Annotated in this window: 15 protein-coding genes and 1 pseudogene; 12 read left to right on the top strand and 4 right to left on the bottom strand. The window is 63.0% G+C overall.

The features are described 5' to 3' along the window. Positions 1-57: 57 nt before the first annotated feature. The 4 genes from NV1_RS35210 (at position 58) to NV1_RS35195 (ending at position 6,273) form a co-directional block, all read left to right on the top strand. Entirely contained in the window at positions 58-2,919 is a 2,862-nt protein-coding gene (locus NV1_RS35210; protein ID WP_067901744.1) for an FAD-binding and (Fe-S)-binding domain-containing protein, read from the top strand. Positions 2,920-3,346: 427 nt separating this feature from the next. After that, positions 3,347-4,858: an APC family permease gene (locus NV1_RS35205; RefSeq protein ID WP_218027305.1), complete on the top strand. Its 1,512-nt coding sequence runs from the start codon at positions 3,347-3,349 to the stop codon at positions 4,856-4,858. 380 nt (positions 4,859-5,238) lie between these two features. Further along, entirely contained in the window at positions 5,239-5,589 is a 351-nt protein-coding gene (locus tag NV1_RS35200) for a nuclear transport factor 2 family protein (protein ID WP_067901741.1), read from the top strand. Between the two features lie 267 nt (positions 5,590-5,856). After that, a complete protein-coding gene (locus NV1_RS35195; protein ID WP_067901738.1) occupies positions 5,857-6,273 on the top strand; it encodes a hypothetical protein in 417 nt (138 codons plus the stop codon). 36 nt (positions 6,274-6,309) lie between these two features. Here NV1_RS35195 and NV1_RS35190 read toward each other — a convergent pair whose 3' ends face one another. Beyond that, the gene (locus NV1_RS35190) at positions 6,310-6,906 is read right to left on the bottom strand and encodes a VOC family protein (RefSeq protein WP_373864690.1); all 597 of its coding nucleotides are present in this window, start codon (positions 6,904-6,906) and stop codon (positions 6,310-6,312) included. Between NV1_RS35190 and tnpC the strand changes: the two genes are divergently transcribed. Continuing rightward, entirely contained in the window at positions 6,887-8,368 is a 1,482-nt protein-coding gene (gene tnpC / locus NV1_RS35185; protein WP_218027304.1) for an IS66 family transposase, read from the top strand. The two genes, NV1_RS35190 and tnpC, sit on opposite strands and share 20 nt — an antisense overlap. 438 nt (positions 8,369-8,806) lie before the next feature. Here the strand turns inward: tnpC and NV1_RS35180 are convergent, their stop codons facing one another. The 3 genes from NV1_RS35180 to NV1_RS35170 form a co-directional block, all read right to left on the bottom strand. After that, entirely contained in the window at positions 8,807-9,022 is a 216-nt protein-coding gene (locus NV1_RS35180; RefSeq protein ID WP_067901733.1) for a hypothetical protein, read from the bottom strand. 40 nt (positions 9,023-9,062) lie between these two features. Next, positions 9,063-9,782, bottom strand: a complete 720-nt coding sequence (locus NV1_RS35175; RefSeq protein WP_067901731.1) for a hypothetical protein — start codon at positions 9,780-9,782, stop codon at positions 9,063-9,065. Between the two features lie 361 nt (positions 9,783-10,143). Continuing rightward, on the bottom strand, positions 10,144-11,016 hold the full coding sequence (locus tag NV1_RS35170) for a LysR family transcriptional regulator (RefSeq protein ID WP_067901730.1): 873 nt from the start codon (positions 11,014-11,016) through the stop codon (positions 10,144-10,146). Positions 11,017-11,124: 108 nt separating this feature from the next. Between NV1_RS35170 and NV1_RS35165 the strand changes: the two genes are divergently transcribed. From NV1_RS35165 to NV1_RS46095, 7 genes and pseudogenes are all read left to right on the top strand, one after another. Continuing rightward, entirely contained in the window at positions 11,125-11,433 is a 309-nt protein-coding gene (locus NV1_RS35165; protein WP_067901727.1) for a UxaA family hydrolase, read from the top strand. After that, entirely contained in the window at positions 11,430-12,347 is a 918-nt protein-coding gene (locus tag NV1_RS35160; RefSeq protein ID WP_084526260.1) for a UxaA family hydrolase, read from the top strand. The genes NV1_RS35165 and NV1_RS35160 overlap by 4 nt, the downstream gene beginning before the upstream one ends. Before the next feature lie 11 nt (positions 12,348-12,358). After that, a complete protein-coding gene (locus NV1_RS35155; RefSeq protein WP_067901827.1) occupies positions 12,359-13,501 on the top strand; it encodes a UxaA family hydrolase in 1,143 nt (380 codons plus the stop codon). 348 nt (positions 13,502-13,849) lie between these two features. Then, entirely contained in the window at positions 13,850-15,694 is a 1,845-nt protein-coding gene (locus NV1_RS35150; protein ID WP_067901720.1) for a sigma-54-dependent Fis family transcriptional regulator, read from the top strand. Positions 15,695-15,809: 115 nt separating this feature from the next. Further along, entirely contained in the window at positions 15,810-16,019 is a 210-nt protein-coding gene (locus NV1_RS47050; RefSeq protein WP_157117572.1) for an SDR family NAD(P)-dependent oxidoreductase, read from the top strand. 51 nt (positions 16,020-16,070) lie between these two features. Next, a pseudogene (locus NV1_RS47045) lies at positions 16,071-16,418 on the top strand (SDR family NAD(P)-dependent oxidoreductase); the annotation flags it as partial. A 122-nt stretch (positions 16,419-16,540) separates the two neighbouring features. Further along, positions 16,541-16,729 (top strand): hypothetical protein, encoded by a 189-nt coding sequence (locus NV1_RS46095; RefSeq protein WP_245714088.1) that lies wholly within the window; start codon positions 16,541-16,543, stop codon positions 16,727-16,729. Positions 16,730-16,795: the final 66 nt, after the last annotated feature.

The raw sequence follows: 16,795 nt of genomic DNA, 5'->3' as shown, positions 1-16,795 counted from the left end.
CATGAAAGAGACGCCTAATTGAACCCGCAACCGACCGAGAAGCCATCCGAAGCGTCCGTGGACGGACGCCGTTCCCGCCCCACCGCCGACGCTGTCGCGGCAGTCGTCGCGGCGCTCGGTGGGCTCGGGGTCGAGACCGACGACAGCACGCTGACTCGCGCGCTGTATTCCTCCGATGCCTCGGTCTATCGTGTCTCGCCCAGCGCCGTCGCGTTTCCTCGCCGCAGCGAGGATATCGAGACGGTGCTGGACGTCTGCGCGGTGAACGGCGTACCGATCACCAGCCGTGGCGCGGGAACTTCGATCGCGGGCAACGCGATCGGTGCCGGCGTCGTGATCGACCACAGCAGGTACTTCGACTCAGTGCTGTCCATCGATCCCGAAACCCGTTCTGCGCGAATGCAACCGGGCGTCGCGCACGCCACCTTGCAACGTAGCGCCGCGCCCCACGGTCTGCGGTTCGGTCCTGACCCGTCGTCACACTCGCGCTGCACGATCGGCGGCATGATCGGCAACAACGCCTGCGGGTCGCGGGCACTCGGGTATGGCCGGACCAGCGACAACGTCCGCGGCCTGCATGTGGTCACCGCAGCGGGGGAGCACCTGAGGCTCGGCAGCCTCGCCGGTGCGGAGGGGGCTTCCTCGGCCCTGCTCGAGTCGCTGCGAACCACGGTGACCGGATCGCTGGCAACCATCAGGACGGAATTCGGTCGTTTCGGGCGGCAGGTCTCCGGTTATGCGCTCGAACCATTGCTTCCCGAGAACGGGTTCGATGTGACGAAGCTGCTCGTCGGTTCGGAAGGCACCCTGGGCGTGGTGGTCGAAGCAGACGTCGCCCTGGTCGCGGATCCGAGTCACCGCGTCATGGGGGTGCTCGGCTTCGGAAGCATGGTTGCGGCCGCAGCGGCCGTTCCGGCCATACTGCCCTTCTCTCCCATCGCGTGTGAAGGCCTCGACAGCAGAATCACCGACGTCGTCCGCTCGCTGAGGCCGGGTGCAGTGCCCGATATGCCGAGGGGTTCGGGATGGCTGTTCGTCGAGTTCGCCGGCGAGAATCGAGCCGAACTCGAGGCCACGGTCGCAACGGTGGCCTCGGTGAGCGGGGCACTGGACTCTCGACTGGTCGGGTCCGCAGCCGAGGCTGCCGCGCTGTGGAAGATCCGCGAGGACGGCTCCGGCCTGGTCGCCCGCACACCCAGCGGACGTCCGGCACACGCCGGTTGGGAGGACGCAGCCGTGCCGCCCCAGTATCTTGCCGAATACCTCGTTCAGTTCGAGACACTGCTGACCGGGCACGGGCTGACGGGCGTACCGTACGGGCACTTCGGTGACGGGTGTGTGCACGTGCGGATCGACTTCGACCTCGACGACGCGCGCGGCCGGGAGCGCTACGAGGAATTCCTCGATGATGCCGCGAAACTCGTCGGCACATACGGTGGCTCGATGTCCGGCGAGCATGGTGACGGCCGCGCCCGTAGCTCGCTGTTGCCACACATGTATTCGGCCGAGGCAATCGCCCTGTTCGGCCGGGTCAAGCATCACTTCGATCCGGCGAACCTGATGAACCCGGGCATCATTGTGGATCCGCTGCCGGCTTCCGCCGAAATCCGGTACACGACGGCACCGAAGTCTCGTTCGCAGACGGCGTTCTCCTATCCGCACGATGCCGACGGCCTGTTCGGTGCTGTACATCGGTGCACCGGCGTGGGCCGCTGCGTTGCGCCCAATCCTTCGGCTGGTGCCGTGATCTGCCCGTCCTTCCAGGCCACCGGGAACGAGAAGGATTCGACCCGAGGGCGCGCTCGGATTCTGCAGGATGCGGTTGCCGGGAATCTCGGGCCTGCCGGTCTGGACACCCCGGAGGTGCGCCAGGCCCTCGATCTCTGCCTGGGCTGCAAGGGGTGCAAATCCGACTGCCCGACGGGCGTGGATATGGCGACCTACAAAGCCGAGGTGCTGCACAAGCGATACCGCGGCAAGCTCAGGCCGAGATCGCACTATTCGCTGGGCCGGCTTCCGCTGTGGCTGCGATTCGCGCGCCGGGCACCCCGCTTGGTCAACCGGCTCAGCCGGATTCGTGCAGCACATCCGGTCGTCGCCTGGATCGCGGGTATCGACTCTCGGCGTGATATCCCGACGATCGGTGCATCGGCTGATCGGGCAGCTTGGCGCGCCGCCCAGCGGGCGACGGTGGCGAGCGCCGCGGTCAAAGATGTCGTTCTCTTTGTGGACACATTCACCGATAGCTTCACGCCGGCGGTGGCGACCGCACTGCTGGACGTATTGCAGCAGGCGGGCTACCGCGTCCATCTGTCCGACCGCAGCGTGTGCTGCGGGCTGACCTGGATCTCCACCGGCCAGCTCGACGGTGCGCGTCGGAGGTTGGAGCAGACCGTCGCCGCCCTGCACCCCTACGTCGAGCAAGGCATGATTGTGCTGGGAATCGAGCCTTCCTGTACCGCCGCGCTCCGCGCCGACCTCACCGAACTGGTGGGTTCCGAACAGGCGGCCGAGGTCTCGGCTGCAGTGCGCACCTTGTCGGAACTGCTCATTGATGACCAGGACTATCAGCTCCCCGATCTGACCGGTGTGCAGGTGTTGGCTCAGCCGCATTGCCACCACCACGCGGTGCTCGGCTGGGACACCGACCGCCGTCTGCTGGAGAAGGCTGGTGCCGAGGTCACCACGCTGGGCGGCTGCTGTGGTCTGGCCGGAAATTTCGGTGCCGAGCGTGGTCACTACGACGTTTCGGTTGCTGTCGCCCAAACTCAGCTCCTGCCGGCGCTGCGCGCCGCCGCACCGACCGCGGTGATCCTCGCCGACGGTTTCTCCTGCCGGACCCAGATCGAGCATCTGGCGGGGCTGCAGGGTGCGCACTTGGCAGAGTTACTGGCCGGGGAATCTCATCTGCAAGGCTGAGGGATGGAAAGCGCTGCGGGCAACGAAATACGTTGCTCCGCAGCGTTTTTGCTTTCTCGGAACCGCGCATTCTTCGGCTCGTCTACGGATACAGTGTTTCACGCGTCTGAAATATGCCTGAAACGCATGTTGATTACCTTCCTGATGTGGTCCGAGGAGATCGAGCGAGGAATGCTGTGTGGCACCGGTTTTTCTTCGGGCGGTTCTACTCCGCTCGTGGAATTCTGGTCGCAGATGCGGCAACAATCGGAGTTGGTATTAGCATCAATGAGCTCTGGCTCTGGTCCTGTGGCCCCGGTAACGTCTACACGAAGTGGTGAGTTACAACACAATCGAGAAAGTTCTCGGTGCGCATCACCGAATACGCATCCGATCCGAAATTTAGCCGGACGAAGAGAAGGTCGATCCCCCGGTATCCACCCAGAGTATGCTCGCGGGGGCGTTCGAGGAAGAGAAAGCCATGACTACAGACAATGTCGCCCGGGATGTTGACGGCGGCTCTCCGGGGGTTGATTCGGGAAACGGCAAAAGCCGTCTCTCGGGAAATATGGGCGTTGGTGAGCTCGCGATCAGTGTCCTTGCCTTCTCGGCTCCATTGGCGACGGTTGCCGGATTCATCCCCGTGCTCCTCACCTTCAGCGGTCGCACGTCTCCATCCATTTATATCGGTGTGGCGATCTTGCTCATCCTGTTCTCCGTGGGCTTCACGACCATGGGGCGTCGAATTCCCAACCCGGGTGGCTTCTACTCTTTCGTCACTGCAGGGCTCGGTCGTCCGATAGGACTCGGTGGAGCATTCCTGGCGATTTACGGATATACCGCGATCGGATTCTTTGCTCCGCCCTTGTTCGCGGTCACAATCCAGAGTTATGTGACCGACCGGCTCGGCGGGCCGAAAATCCCCTGGTACTGGTACGCGCTTGCGCTGGTGATCGTGACAACCGCGCTCGCGTACCGCAGGATCGACCTGTCTGCCAAGGTCCTCACCGTTGTGATGGCGCTCGAAGTCGTCATCGTAACGGTCTTCGATATCGCCGCTTTCGTCCATGGTGCTCCAGCCGGCGGGGGTGGCGCCGATATCGCACTGCCATCGCTCACGGACAACAGTCTCGGGCTGGCGGTGTTGTTCGTGGTCGGCAACTTCCTCGGTTTCGAGGCCACTGTGATCTTCCGCGAGGAGGTCCGCAATCCTCAGAAGACCGTTCCCCTCGCGACTTACATTGCGGTGGGCAGTATCGGAATCTTCTACGCCATCGCAGCGTGGGCCTTCGTGACCTTCTTCGGCGCCGACAAGGCGAAACAGGCCGCCACCGACAACACCGCAGGTTTGTTCACCACGGCAATAGCGCGCCTGACCGGCTCGATCGTGGTTGACGTCGTCACTGTTCTGCTGATGACCTCGATTCTCGCTTCGGTGTTGTCGATTCACAACGTTTCGGCGCGGTACCTGTACTCGCTCGGCACCGATGGCGTATTGCCGGCTGCACTCGGGAAAGTGCATCCGCGTCACGGGTCGCCGGCCTTCTCTGCGGCGCTCATCGGAGCGATCTGGGCCGTTGCTATCGCGCTGTTCAGCATCTTGCGCGTGTCACCGGACAAGCTGTATCCGATCGCAAGTGGTACCGGAACTTTTGCCGTGTTGGTACTGTTGTTCGCTGCCAGTATCGCGGTATTCGTCTACCTCTATCGAAACCGCGCGACAGGATCGGACTCGGTGTGGCGGACTGTGGTCGCGCCGGTACTGGCCGCAATCGGGCTCGGAGGAGTCGTCTACCTCGCGATGGCGAACTTCTCCGACCTGATCGGCGGCACCGGCATCATCGCCACATTGTTCCTGGTCTTCACTTTCGCGCTTCCTGTCGCCGGTATCGCGCTGGCCTACTACCTGAAGGCGAAGAAGCCAGAGGTCTACCAGCGGATCGGGCGGCAGCAGTTGTAGGCGATGAATAGGTTCCACTGAATGAGGGGCAGGTGCCGCGGACGGCGAGATCGTCCGCGGCACCTGTATTTGTGATTCCACAGTGTTTCCTGCGGCCTCGGAGTTGAGGCGGCCCGCTTTGCCGATGTAGTGGGTTACGGGTTCAACCGAAGCGAAGGAAAACTTGTGCGAGTTCCGGGTGACGTGTATCGATGAACAATGAGCTCGTGAACTTCCAGAATATGGGGACGCGGACTGTAACCGTTCCTGCCGTGTCATTTTGGGACACTCGAGTTCATCGGATAACGCTCTACAGTTATTCAGGTATGACCGGTTATGGGTCCACAATGTCGTCGACGCACGACCACGGTTGAAATCCCCAACGAAGGAGAATATGTCTGATGAGCACGAATGCCGAGCTCTCGCACCAGCTGACCGACGCCATTAATGCCCACGACGTGCCTGCCATCGAGGCGCTCTTCGCCGCTGACAGCGTCTTCAAGCCCGCTCAGGCCGGCGTGGAGATCACCGGTCGGGAAGATGTGGCCAAGGCGCTGGTTGCGTGGCTCGACAAGCATTCGACATACCGCCTCGAGACCATTCGTGAGTTCTTCGTCGGCGACACCGGCTACAATGAGTGGCGTTTCGTCGCCAAGACGGTGACCGGTGAGGACATCGAGACCCACGGTGTCGACTACTTCCGCTTCGCAGGCGGGAAGATCGTGGAGAAGGATTCTTTCCGGAAGATCTGAACGTACAGTGCATTTCCTGCCCGCGGATCCCGCTGCCACTCCGGCGGCGGGATCCTCGTTCGTGTGGGGTAGCTTGTGCGACGGCTCGTGCAGCTCCCGTGTCCTCGGGACTCGGAAATATTCTGGCTGTTTCACGATGGGACATTCCGGCCGATGGCGGCGGCTGCATTATTGGATCGTCAAATCCATCCGACCCCATCGGCGTCGCGCGAATTGTCATCGTGAGGTTCGCAGCCGGCGTCGGACGCCTTCGAGGGCGTGATCACCATGAAAACCATCGACAACAACTTCTTCAGCTGGACCGCTCGCCGCTTCCCGCTTCCGAGTTCCCGGATGGATCCGGATCTCGGGAACCTCGACCTCGGGCTGATGGTCGGCGGACGCTCGGCGCGGCTTCTCGCCTTCGACGACACCCGCTACACCGTACTCGTGGTAGGCGAGGTGTTCGGTGCGAGTGATGTCCCAATGCGGATTGTCGTCGAGGAACTCTTGTTGATCGCTGGTGCGCGTTCGCATCGGCCGGCTGAGATTCTGATCGCAGCCGAGGCACAAGCCTGCACACCCCTTCACGCTGAGCTGGTCCGGCAACTATGTGGCGGCGGATCCCTCCGTGAACTTGCCATAGGGCTCGGTGCGCGATCGGTTGTCGTCGACTGGTTCGACCCTGTAGGGAAAGCCGCCTGAGAAGGAATCCGGTGGATTGGTCGGCTCGGCAGGCGCTTACTTCTGCTCTGCGAGGCCGGTGCCGGAGCGAAGCCACGGTGGAGGAACGAGGCGGGCGGAGGTGTTCTGCTCATATGGAAGTCGGCCGGGAATCCACCTGATCAGCTCGACTACCAATCCCCAGGAGGTCATCAGGTACGCCCAGTCCGCACCATCGATCGGGCCTCCCTGTTCCTTCTCCAGAGATCCCAGGACACGCACATCGTTTCTGTTCTTTATCTGTTCGAAGACGGACGATATTTCGTCCACATAGAACGCGATATGTGCACCGCCGGGCTCCGATGGGCGAGGCGGCTGCTTGTCCGATGTGGTCGGCCGCGTGTACTCGAGCAATTCTATATTGTGAGTGTCGCCGTGGTTCAGTACGGCGAGTCTGACCGTAGCGTTCTCAGGTTCTTTTTCACCCGGCCAGATATATCCACAGTTCTCGTACAGGCCTGCTCGGAAGACTATTTCACAGTCGAAAACATCCACGAAGAATGAGATAGCCTGTTCGTAACTGGTCAGGTTGGGGCGTTGATGCTGGTGGGCGCGTCGGCGTGATTTTGCCGGGTGGGTAGTGAATCCTGTTGCGGTGCCCGCTGATCCACGCATGTCGCCTGAGGAGCTGGCTGAGCAGTTGGCTCAACTCGCGGCCCGGCTGACGGTAGTGGAGACTGAGCATCGGGTGGTGCTGGCTGGCAAGGATGCCGAGATCGTGGCCTTGACTGCCGAGGTGGCGGGGTTGTTGGTGGAGGTCGGTAACCTGCGGGCGGAGAACGCCGAACTCAAACGCCGGCTGGGAATGAACTCGCAGAACTCGTCGAGACCACCGTCGTCGGATTCGCCGTTCGTCAAGCCTGCCCCGAAGTCGTTGCGCGGCAAGACCGGCCGCAAACGTGGAGGCCAGGACGGGCATGCGGGGTCGACGTTGGCGATGGCCGACCGGGCCGACGAGGCGGTCGCGCACGAACCGGGGGCGTGTGGTGGCTGTGGCCGGGATGTGTCCGGTGGTGAGCTGGTCGGCGCGACCCGGCGGCAGGTGGTCGACCTGCCGGTGCTGGGTCTGCGGGTGACCGACCATGTGTTGATCACCCGGCGTTGTGAGTGTGGTTGCGACACGACCGGCACCGCGCCCGCGTATGTCACCGCGCCGGTCCAGTACGGGCCGAGAGTGGCCGCGATCGGGACGTATCTGTATGCGGGACAGTTCCTTTCCCGTGACCGGACCGCGCGAGCCCTCGACGAGTTGTTCGGGGCCGCGGTGTCGCCGGGCACGGTGTCGGCGTCGTTCGCCCGCCTGGCCGGCAGCCTCGACGAGTTCACCGCCGTGGTGAGGACAGCGATCGCGGCGTCTCCGGTTGCCGGGTTCGACGAGACCGGTTTCCGGGTCGAACAGAAGCTGCGGTGGGTGCACTGCGCGCGCACCGAGACGTTGACGTTGATCACCGTGCACGACAAGCGCGGGGTCGAGGGCATGGAAGCCGCCGGGGTGCTGCCCGGCTTCGCCGGTGTCGCCGTGCACGATGCGTGGGCGCCGTATGACACCTACACCGGCGCCACCCATCAGTTGTGTGTCGCTCACGCACTGCGTGAGCTGGCCGCCGTCACTGAATACCTTGGGCCGCAGCGGGAGTGGCGGTGGTCCGAGCAGGCCGCTGACGCGCTGACCGCGCTGGGCCGGCTCCACGCGGGCGGTGCCCGCACCGGAGCCGAGGTCGACGGGCATGTCCACAGGTTGCGGTCCGCGGTGCAAATCGGAATCACCGACAACGCCGCCCGCACCGACGCGATCGGCCGCAAACATCACGCGCTCGCTCGTCGCTTGCGGTCTCGCCATGATGATTACCTGCGGTTTCTCACCGATCCGGCGATCCCGCCGGACAACAACGGCAGCGAGCGCGACATCCGGATGATCAAACTCCGTCAGAAGGTGTCCGGTTGCCTGCGGACCCTGACCGGCGCGGAGCATTTCTGCGCGATCCGCAGTTATTTATCGACCGCCGCGAAACAGGGCGCGCGGCACCTCGACGCCCTCGTCCAGCTGGCCGAGGGCCGCGCTTGGCTGCCCGCATAACCTAACCAGTTACGCCTGTTCCAGGTTCGGAACGGCAAATCCTACGTGGTCGATCGTCAGTCTGTTCGCATTCAAGGTGCTTTCCTTCTCTCGGCGGAAATGGCACCCGCACGCCGGGATGCGGGGTGCGGGGTGGGTCTACGATGGGAATACCGCCGAATCGGATCGAGGCGGTGCGCCAGGAGAGCTGGACCATCTTATAGTGCTGGCTCTGGTCGGCGGCATTATGCGTAGGAGAAAAACTGGAATTGACCTACCTCGGCCTCGGGTGATGGGGACGGAAATCCGGGGGGATTACTCACACGAAGGCCTCGTGGTGGAGAGCCGATTGGTCGGGAGTGGTGGCGGATTGCAGTGGGGTATGGCATCAGGTGTTCGAGCCGGAACGCGAAACGCCCGCCCAGAGGTATGGCTCGGGCAGGCTGTGACGCACCAGAGTCACGGGCCGAGGAACAATCGTTCGCAGGGGAGACGCGGTAATGCTCGATTGCCATCGGCGGCATCCTGGACCAATTCGGCTTTGCACGAATGCCTACTCCACAGCTCGTGCATCAGGTTACGGGCTGCTGCTGCGGTCGCGACGTAGTCCAGGCGCTTATCCTGTAGCCAGATCCGCAGGTGCATATCCTTTCCGGGCCGTGTATCGGTGGTCATGGATACTGCCGACCCCGATCGACTGCCATCGGATCGAACATCAGACGTCGCCTTGGCTGTGGAGAGTGTTGTACATCTGGACCGCGCTCGCGATACCGACCGGAATGCCGACTGCGGCCCCGCCGACGATCGCGCCGACGCCGCCGATCGTGGAGGCGCCCAGCAAGCAGCCGCCGACGATGCCGAGCGGGGTGCCGACGATGGTCGGGGCGGTGAGTACCCCGCCGGTCACGATCCCCACAGGGCAGCCGACCAATGCTCCCGTGACGCCGCCGACCATGCCTCCGACACCTGTCGCCAACCCGAAGTTGGTCGCCGCGGTTCCCAGCGCGGATTCGAAGTCGCCCATCTTGTCCACCGGCTTGGCTGTGGCGTTGGGCGTAGCGCTGTCTACCGGCCGGACCGTCGGATTGTTCTGCAGTGCAGCCGCTGTGGGTGTGGGGGCGCGGTACACCGGTGTGGTGGGTGCGGCTGGTTGTGGGACTGTGCGCCCCCAGACCGGCTGTCCCTGCGCGTTTTGGACTGATACCTGACCACCCGCGGTAGTCACCGTTCCGATCGGAGTCACGATCTGGGTCGACATGGTCGACGCATTACCGGTGTATTGGACGCCCGGCGCGATCTGTACTGTGACGGGACTGCCGTCGGTCGGCGGTGTACCGCCTGTGCCGGGGGCGGCGGCATTCGCTGTCACCGTCCCGGCTGCCACGGCACTCGCGGCCAGAGCGGTACCGGCCAGAACTCGTTGAATTTTCTTCATTTCTGACTTCCCTCTATTTCCGATTGTCGGCAAGGAATCGGTTGTCCGAGTCCGAGTCGACGTCGACCCGATATTCTGACGGCTGAGTTGTGGTATCGCGCGGAGCTGCTGAGTTCGCCGACTTTCGGGGCGTTGTATTGCTGTTTTTCGAGAGTCTGGTATCAATGGCAATGCGTGGAGTGTGTCATTTCGGGACACCGCCGTAGAGTCATCGCTCGAATTCCATGGGTTTCCGGCACGGCTGGTAGCTGATTCGGCAGTCCGGTCGATTGATGCAATCATTGTCAAATCTGGAGTCGGCCAAAGGATTTGGTCAGCCCAGTTCGGGAGTTGTATCGCTCGAGAAGTGGAACGTCCTCGATCAGAGGAATGACCAACGTTGCGTCAGATAGGTGGCGAATGCCGCTGCTACCGGGGGCAGTGTCCTGTTGGTCAACTGCGCGAGCGAAATCTGCCGGGTCAGGTCCGGATCCGTCTCCGCGGTGACGACTGGGCGGTCGTCCGTCGCAACGGAAGCGGGTACGAAGCCGAACCCCCCCAAATCCGCGACCAGTGCGGACACCAGGTGCGTGTCGTTGACTTCGACGACTGGAGTCGGGTAGGACTCACCGGCTGCGAAGAACCGTTGTGCCTCGATCGAAGCCCCCATGCTGCGGAGCAGCCCGATGTACGGCAGACCGACGAGGTCCGACGGCCGTACCGGCGTCTGATCGAGCAGAGGGTGGTCGCGGGGTAGGACCAGATGGAGAGGTTCGCGCATCAGTGGTGTGTTGGTAATGTCCTCGTCGTTTTGGCTTTCGCAGATGGCCAGATCGAACTGTCCGTCACGGAGGCCGGTGATCATCGCGCCGCGCAGTGACGTGACCAGGGACCAGCGCACATCGGGCTGTCCGTGGGTGTATTCGGCGAGCAAGTGGCTGATGGTGGGGCCGAGGGACGGCAAGCAAGTCAGTCGCACGACAGGGCTTTCGCCGGCCTTGATCCGCTCCATCTCGGCTCGTGCATCGGCGACCTCGGCAAGGATTCGGCGAGCCATCGGCAGCAATGCCCGCCCCGCGGTCGTCAGCCGTGCGCGCTGGCCCGAGCGATTCACAAGCTGGACGCCCAAGCTGGATTCGAGTGTCTTGAGGTCCTGGGATACCGCCCCTTGGGTCTTGTACAGCTGAGCTGCTGCGGCTGTCAGCGTCCCGGTATCGACGATGGCGATGAAGGTCTCGAGCTGCCGTAGTTGCACTAAGAGGGCATCCTTATGCTGCATGGCGCGGTCGGCTGCCTTGGCTGTGCAGAGTTTCGCGTAACCTGCGATTAATAGACTTCCTAATGATCCTATCAGTGACTGGTCATGTCGTTCGAGGTGGATCTACCGCAATCTGAGCATGTGCAACTTCTCGTACTCGACGCTCGCGACAACATCGCGATCGCGATCACAGATTTACATGTCGGAGGGGTGGCGACCGTGGGCGACCGAACACTCACAGTGAGAGACAACGTGTCTCGTGGGCACAAGGTGGCACTGGTACCGATCCGGACCGGCGCCGATGTCATTCGATACGGCGAAACCGTCGGCGTGGCGAGCGCTGACATCGAAGTCGGCGACCACGTCCACGTCCACAACGTCCTGAGTAAGCGTTTGCCAGGGAGGACGCAATGACGACCCCGCCGCTACAAGGTTTTGCCAGGCAGACGGGCCAGCCCGGTGCCCGCAACCATGTATTCGTTCTACCATCGGTGGTCTGTTCGGCCCTCGTGGCTCGCGAGATCGCCGAAGCCGCCGATGCGACAGCGGTGGCTCACCAGCACGGCTGCGGGCACATCGGACCCGACATCGTGCAGACACGTCAACTGTTCGTCGGTTTGGCGAGTTCGCCGAATGTCGCGCATTCCCTCGTTGTCAGCCTGGGCTGCGAAACGATTCAGGGCCGGGGTATCGCCAACGAGTTGGAACGACTCGGACATGAGCCCCGGTTCGTCGGAATCCAGGACAGCGGCGGAAGTTCAGCCGCCCGGGAAGCCGGCATCCGTGAAGCCACCGCGTTGAAGCGTTCCGCCGACAAAATCTCCCGTCACTCCGTGGATTCCAGCGACCTGACTCTCGGGGTTGCGGTCTCGCGGCACGACAGCCGGGTCACCGAGCTGATCACACATGCAGTTCAACAGGGAGCCCGGGTGGTTATCGCGGACGACGGCTCATCCCTGGGCGGGCTGCCGCTGGATACCGCCGAAATTGCGGTAGGTGAGGCTCCGACCGCACAGGTCAGCGTGGTCAAGAATGCCGGATCTGCTGGCTCGCAACTACTTTCGATCGCATCGTGCCGCGTGCAGGTCCTCGTCGAATTTCCGGCGAGCGATCAACCGCCGCTGAGCATCGCACTCGCGCCGGTCGTGAGCGTCCCGGAAAGCCACGGGCTGCACAAGCTGATCCCCGACGAGTTCGACGTCGATGCCGAAGCGTCGGCCGAGGAACTCTGGGACACCGTCCAGAGCGTCTTCTCCGGAAATCCGGCGAAGTCCGAGCTTCGGAACTCGACGACATTCGCCATCCCACGACTGCTGAGGACAATGTGAACACGACACTGATGGGTTATTCTCGGCCCGATGGCCGGTGGGGATTTCGGGATCACAATCTGGTGGTGCCACTTCACTCGGCGCTGTGCGACATCGCTTCGGACATCGCCGAGTCCGTCGAGGGAGAAGCCGTTGCTCTTCGTCACGAGTGGGACAACCCGAAGGAGCACCTCGACGGCGAGCGGGTGACCGCGGCTCTGGTCGGTTTCGCGACCCACCCGAACGTCGGCGCTACGGTTGTCATCGGACTGGGGCCGGACGTCGAACCCTTTGAGGCCGCCCTCGCTGCATCCGGCAAACCGCACAAGGTTGTCAGGCTCGACCAGGTCGGTAGTTTCAGTGCCCTGCAGGTAATCGCGGAACAGCAATTGCAGGCATTGATCGACAACCGAGTGCCGGCGGTACGACAGGAGGCGCCGCTCTCGGCGCTGTGCCTGGGACTGGAGTGTGGAAGTTCGGATGCGTTCTCAGGGATTACCGCGAACCCCGCGCTGGGCGTAGCCAGCGATCGCCTCGTCGAGGCGGGTGGCACCTCGATCCTCGCCGAGATTACCGAGTTGCTGGGGGCCGAGCACCTCCTGGCGCGGCGCGCGATCAACGAAGAAGTCGGTCGCCAGATTATCGAGGTCGTCAGCCGGTTCGAGCGTGATATCGCCCGGCACGGAGTGGATCTTCTCGGCAGCCAGCCGGCGCCCGGGAATATCGCCGGTGGGCTGTCCACGATCGAGGAGAAGTCCATGGGTGCCGCGCGAAAGGGGGGCGTCGGTCCCATCACCGGAGTCATCCAGTATGCGGAGCCGCCGCGCGGCACCGGTTTGTTCATCATGGATACGCCGGGACAGGACATCGAACAGATGGTCGCGATGGTGGCCGCGGGAGCGCAGATCGTCGCGTTCACGACCGGACGTGGCACGCCGACCGGGTCGCCGATTGCTCCGTGCTTGAAGATCAGTTCCAATTCCGAGGTGGCCCAAAGGCTTCCGGAGCTGATCGACATCGACGCAGGAACGATTCTCGACGGAACCGCGATCGAGGAGGTCGGCGAACTCATCCTCGAGGAGTTGATCGCCGTCGCCTCTGGCCGGGAGACCAAAGCGGAAATCCACGGGAACCGCGAGTTTGCTCTCAGCCATATTCGACCGATGGGTGTCTAAGGTACTGCGTCTGTCCCAAAACGGCACACACGGTTACTTTCCTGAAGAGCGACAATGAACAGAACATGATCCAGGGTCGCCATCGTCCCACCGATCGGCGGTAGGCCGGTTACGAGATAGATATCGTGCAAGGTTCAACGATTATGCGAGCACGTGGCGTCGCTCAATCATGCAGGGCGGTGTGCAGAGTTCGTTGCGGCCTTGCGTGGTTCTGTCGGTCTCAGCAGAAGCGGTCCGCCGCTGGTTCGGTAGCGGTGCGATCGATTGAAACGAACTCGAAACACGACTTCGGCAGGTTGCCCGATTGTCGCGGGTAGTGTCGGCTGGGATCGGTTGGAGGTTGCAGACATGTCAGAATTGGTCGTCCCTGGAACCGCTTCCACACGGTCGGCACAGGCGATCGCTGTGCGCCCGACCCGTGCTTCGCTCACCGAGCTGCGGGGGCTTCGGGAACGCTTCCTCGCCGATCCTGTGAACACCGATATCTCCGGAGTCCGGGATGTCATCGCTCGGTCGTGGCGGCGCAGTCTGGTGTGCCAGGTTGATCCGGAATCGGTCCGCACCGAGGTCCGTGAAAACAGGCTCGATGCGCCATTCCTCGAGATCGCGACACCGATTCTGGATCGGCTGGACGATATGGCGCGCCACACCGGTGCCTGCCTGTTCCTGTCGGATGCAACCGGTACGCACGCCATCAGGCGGGGCGACAGAGATGTACTGAGATGGGCCGACGCCCGGGCCGCAGTCGTCGGCGGTTACGTCGCCGAAGAGTTGACGGGTACGAATTCCGACGGGACAGCACTCGAGGAGGGGGTGAGTGTCCAGGTCTGGGGGCCGGAGCACTATGCCGAAGCCCTGCAGGAGACGTTCTGTACCTCCGCGCCGATCATGGACCCGCTGCGGAACCGAATCATGGCTGTGATCACGATGATGGTTCCCGAGAAGGTCGCACTCAATACGGCCCCGGGCGCACTTGCCTTCCCGGTCGAGTGGGCGGCTGCGGAGATCAGCCGTCAGGTCATGGACCGACTCGCGTACCGCGAGCAGGCTTTGTTGCGTGCATATATGCATGAATCACGGCTGCGGGGCGGCGATGCGGTGGTGGCCATCGACGAGCGGACCACGATCGCCAGCACTCGGGCGAAGCAGATGCTGACGACGAGCGATTATGCCGTGCTGTCCGGGTATGCGAGAGAGGCGCAGTCCTACGACGGGACGGTCGAGCAGGTACTTTCGCTGTCGGACAGCAAATCGGTGAGTATGACCGCCAAGCCGGTGACTGCGTACGGACGTATCGTCGGCGCTGTCGTGAGGTTGCGCGAGATCCGCGAGACGAACGATGGTAGTAAGCCGGTGCCGCTCTCGCGCAACGCTTTTCCAGCTCTGATCGGTGAGAGTGCGGTGGTTGTCAAGCTGCGGTCCGATGCTGCGGCGGCCCTGCGGCACATTGCTCCGGTGTGCATCACCGGTGAGCGGGGCACTGGCCGCGCTCACCTGGCTCGGCTCATGGCCGAGGTCAAATTCGGTGCCATCCGCGTCGTGGAGTGCGACTTCCACCGATCCGATGCCCTCGATGGCTTCGCCGCGGCCATCGAGTCCGCTGTGGAGAAGAAGCAACCCATCGTGGCACTCCATATCGACGAGTTGTCACCGGACATCATCGAAACAGCTCGCGAGCCCCTGTCGACGGCGGCGTCCCGTGGAATGCTCTTCGTGACCGCATACCAGGTGACCGAGGGCTTGCTCGACGTGCTGAGCACTACGGCACCGCTCGAGGTGCGAATGCCGGCGCTCCGATTGCGGCGAGACGACATCCCGCTACTGGTATCCCATTTTCTCGCTCGCGATGTGCACGGCCCGGCCCCGGTGGCGAGCGGAAAGCTGCTGCACGCGCTCACGAACGCGGAATGGCCGGGAAACATCTCGGAACTTCGCGATGTGGTATTGACCGCCGGCGATCGGAACCGATCCGGTCTGATATGCGTCACCGATCTTGCCGAGGCTCACCGGGCGTCGGTCGCACATGGGCGTCTGTCGCGATTGGAGGCGGCGGAGTTGGAGCAGATCCGACATGCTCTTGCGGAATCGCACGGCAACCGGGCGCGCGCGGCCGAGCTCCTCGAAATAGGGCGGTCGACGCTATATCGAAAGATCGATCTCTATGAGCGGCGAGGGTACGACCTCGGCCGCTGATCCATGAATTCGGCACCTGCGCTGCCGCTTTCGCACTGTGCACTCGGCATGTTTTCCTCTGACCTTGGTTCGGTGAGCGATCCGAATCAGTACAGTCCGGTCGAACATCGGACCGATGTGCTCATCCGGAACCTGGAATATGTTGATGTGCGGGGCTTGTCGACGTCAGAGGAGGTCGTGGAAATTGAATCGACTTGCAGGGAAGACTGCTTTCATTACCGGCGGAGCTCGTGGGCAGGGACGTGCGATTGCCGAGAAATTCGCCAGTGAGGGCGCGGATATCATCGTCTGTGACGTCGACTGGCCGATCAATACCGCGCAGTAACCTCTGGCGACTGCGGAGGATGCGTTGCAGACGGTTGACGCAGTCAAAGACGTGACCGCCGGATCGTTGCCGAGACGGCCGACGTTCGATACCAGACACAAATTGACAAGGTCGTCCGGATCGGAGATCGCCGAAGGGGAGCGGAGCGACGTCGTCGAAATCTGCCTCGGTGGTGTGTGGCGGACAGCAAAAGCGCTCGCACCACACACGATCGGCAACCGGAGCGGGTCGATCATTCTGACCTCGTCCACGAACGGTCAGGAGGGCGGGCCCGGCACCATGCATTACGTCGCTGCCAAGCACGGCGTCGTCAGCATCATGAAGTCCCCAGCGATCGAACTCGGACCGCACAATATCCGCGTCAACGTGCTGCTGTCCGGGCCGATCGACACCATCATCAGCGACAACCCTGGAACCAGGGCGCGGATCGTGGGTAAGCCGGGTGCCACCCGTGAAGAAGACCTGTCGGCCGTGCGTGACTGGCATCTGCTTCGAGGCCGATCCTCGTGCAACCGGAAGCGGTGGCCGACGGCGCGATCTGGCTCGCATCCGAGGAGTCGCCTCACGTCATCGGCCTGGAGATGGTTATCGACGCCGGCCACCGGGTCCTTCCGGTTGTCGATTTCAGCCCGGTCATCGACGATAAGCCGCCCGGTAACCAGGCTGTCACGTTCCAAGATGGGACGGTCCACGCCGACCGGATGCGCTGATGATGAATTGGTCGGCCGGACGGATCCGCGTGGAATGTCATGCCAATCCGCTGGTGGCAGTTCCCC

This window comes from Nocardia vaccinii NBRC 15922 (assembly GCF_001613305.1).
GTDB classification, from domain to species: domain Bacteria; phylum Actinomycetota; class Actinomycetes; order Mycobacteriales; family Mycobacteriaceae; genus Nocardia; species Nocardia vaccinii.
Note: the sequence above shows the minus strand (reverse complement) of the source record. Positions and strands in the feature narration are given on the sequence as shown.